3 protein-coding genes are annotated in these 2,956 nt (G+C 29.9%); all 3 read left to right on the top strand.

Annotation, left to right across the window (positions count from 1 at the left end; genetic code table 11):
• Nucleotides 1–255: 255 nt before the first annotated feature.
• Nucleotides 256–801, top strand: coding sequence for a hypothetical protein (locus tag OO013_RS19985; RefSeq protein ID WP_266058898.1), 546 nt, complete (start codon nt 256–258; stop codon nt 799–801).
• Nucleotides 802–943: 142 nt separating this feature from the next.
• Complete coding sequence (locus tag OO013_RS19990) at nt 944–1,378, top strand: hypothetical protein (RefSeq protein ID WP_266058899.1); 435 nt, start codon at nt 944–946, stop codon at nt 1,376–1,378.
• A 714-nt stretch (nt 1,379–2,092) separates the two neighbouring features.
• Entirely contained in the window at nt 2,093–2,812 is a 720-nt protein-coding gene (locus OO013_RS19995) for a hypothetical protein (protein WP_266058900.1), read from the top strand.
• The last annotated feature ends 144 nt before the right edge of the window (nt 2,813–2,956 follow it).

Raw genomic sequence — 2,956 nt, forward strand, 5'->3', positions numbered from 1 at the left:
TACACTCCATTGACGCTTGTGAACATCAATTCCAATGAATAACTTTAATCCTGTTCCCATGGTGTTTTTCGTTTGGTTTACCCTTATTTTACGGGTTCGGATTATATCATGGGAACTATAAACAATTGAGGCGAAAGTGATAAAACGAAACTATAAACATAAAACAAAGGGCGGTGCTAAACTGAAAAGTTAGGGCATAAAATCCCCAACTGTTCATAGCCGAGACCGTTGTGAGTCATAAAAAATCTTACTTTGATGAAGCATTTTTACAAAGCAATTCTAATTTTACTATGTTTTTCATGTGATAAACCTAATGAGTCCAAGGATATCAAAATATTTAATGAATTTTCAGTTGGACTCGTAGAAGCATGGAGTAAATCAATAAGTACTCACCCTGTTCCTAAAATCATAAATCAGGTAGGTGATACTATAATCATAGAAAGAGACATTAAATTAGTTAAAAGAAGTTCAGACACTCTTGATTGCCCAGAGTGTTATGCAGAATTAAAAGCCGAAACAGAATTATTAATCACCAAAATTGATGAACACATCATCCATTTAAAAGTCACTGATATTAATAATGATAAAATTACAGGATATTTATTTAAGGATGATTTTTTAGATGCAATTTATCCCTATATAGATTTTCAAAGAAGAGATTTACTAAACGATTTTAATAAAAGAAGAGAGGAATTGAAATTTGAGATAATGAAAAAACATCATATATCGGAAGAAGAATTTTATAGTAAAGTTGCAGAAAAATATCGCCAAAAAACCGGGAATAGGGGATTTAGTTTCTAATACAGCCTCACAACAGCAACTATATGCCACCGTTTTTATTTCCATATGAGGCTACTATCTTTGGGGTTCAGCTATGTGTTTTTTAAGTAGCAGTAGGTTTCGGCGGACACATAGCCTTGACGTTGGTAGCAATATAAAAATCATGAAATACTTTTGGATAATCCTACTATGTGTTGGATGTCAATTAAATGATAATAAATCCAATATTGAATATATGTACTCTGTTTATAATAGAGATCAAACTATTGAGGATACCATAAGTATTTATTCAGATGATTTGAATATCCAAATGAAAACAGATACATCTAATAATGAAATTAGATTAATTGGACATAAGGAAATAATATCAAAATTTGATACAATAATCATTTACAAATACCTTTTTGATAACATTACAGCGAATGATGAAGAAACATTATACTTTTTCAATCAAAGGTATGGAATGATAGTAATCAAATCAGCATGGTGGGGAGATTATCAAAAATTGATTTCGAATGGTAATAAAGAGGATGATGAGACAATAAAGAAACTTGGTGATATGATTATATTTGACAAAGAATTTTTTAAATATAAATAAAGCTACCAACAGTATGTATAAGTTATGCCGGCTGTAGAGTCAGCTAAAGCGCCGGATTCTCGCTGGATTTCACTGTCCTATCGGACGCGAAATCGGCACGATAATCCGCCACAAACTCATACATCGAACGTTGTGGTGAATTATAATCAAAAATCAAAATATACACATTCAATCTATTTTATAGGATAGTAATAAATGATAGACAATAAGAAACAAAATCATTATATAATTTTATCAATAAGCACATTTTTGATAAGCGTTATATACGTCCTTTTATTTTCTAAAAATATATTAAAAGACTCTTTAGGAATAATCTTTTTTATGAATTTCAGTACTCATATAACATATCATTTTATAAGCAAAGCCCCATCCTTTCTTATAAATTTTCAAAAAAAAGAAAATGAAAACAGTAATGGATTTGATAAAAAAAATCATGCATTTGGAAAAGTATTTTTTAAAGTCTTTTCGATTATTATTATCGCAGCTTCAATACATAGATTTATATATTCACTAGTGATTTTTATTAAAGATGATAATTTTGAATCTCTAAAAATGATAACAGTATATCCCGCAATGTTTTTGGGAGGATATGAATCTTATTTTAAATTGAAAAATTATTAAAAACATCACCACAACATTCACTATACCCGCATTTTTATGCCACGAGGGACATAAAAACTGCGCCATAGTGTAGACGTTATACACTATTGTAAAATGAAAAAATTGATTATAGTACTTTTTATTGGGTGGTTAACACAAGGATGCAATAATGAAAGAACGAACAAACAAGAAAAGGAAGTATCTATTTACAAAAAAGAAAGAGAATTTGTGTATTCTGTCGCTCATTTTGATATCCAAGACAATCTATATTTGTTAGACACTCTAATTTTAACAACAAGCCCTAAAGTTTATTCGAAAAAATATGGACAGACAAAAAGCTCTTGGAATAGTAGTGGAAAAAATATGTGGCGATCCTATAGCGGAATTACAGAAAATGATACAGTAGTGTGGATTCATCCACCTAGAACTAATATTTATAGAAAGTTAGAACTCGCTCCTTTTCCTATGATAAAATATCCTTTAGAAGTTGGAAATGAATGGACTTGGAAGCTTTTAATTGGAAGTCATTATAGTTTCCCTGGTCATGCAGAATGGAAAAAAGGTATCAATGAAAGTTTTGTAAGTAATTATTTAATAAATGAGGAAAAGGTTTTATCATCTAATTTTGGAAAATTAAATTGTTATAAAATCACAAGTATCTGCAGCAATAAGTTTAAGCAAACAGAGCTTATAGCACTGTATAATAGAGATTATGGATTTGTTAAACTTCAGTATAACACCATTGATGATGAGAAAATGATAATGGAATTAGTTAGTTCTAGAGAATTACCGTCGACTTTTGTTCTTCCATTTACTGAATTCACGAGAAATTAAAAGGAAAACAGTGTATAACAGCAGCTTCCATGAATAATCCTTTCCCTTCAATTTAAATATAAATCACTGATAATCATTAACTTTTCTTTTTGTTTTTATCCTTCTTTATCTTTTTCAAATGAGTGATAGCGGTCAAGGCCGGGC

Source organism: Mangrovivirga halotolerans (genome assembly GCF_026241165.1).
GTDB classification, from domain to species: Bacteria; Bacteroidota; Bacteroidia; order Cytophagales; family Cyclobacteriaceae; genus Mangrovivirga; species Mangrovivirga halotolerans.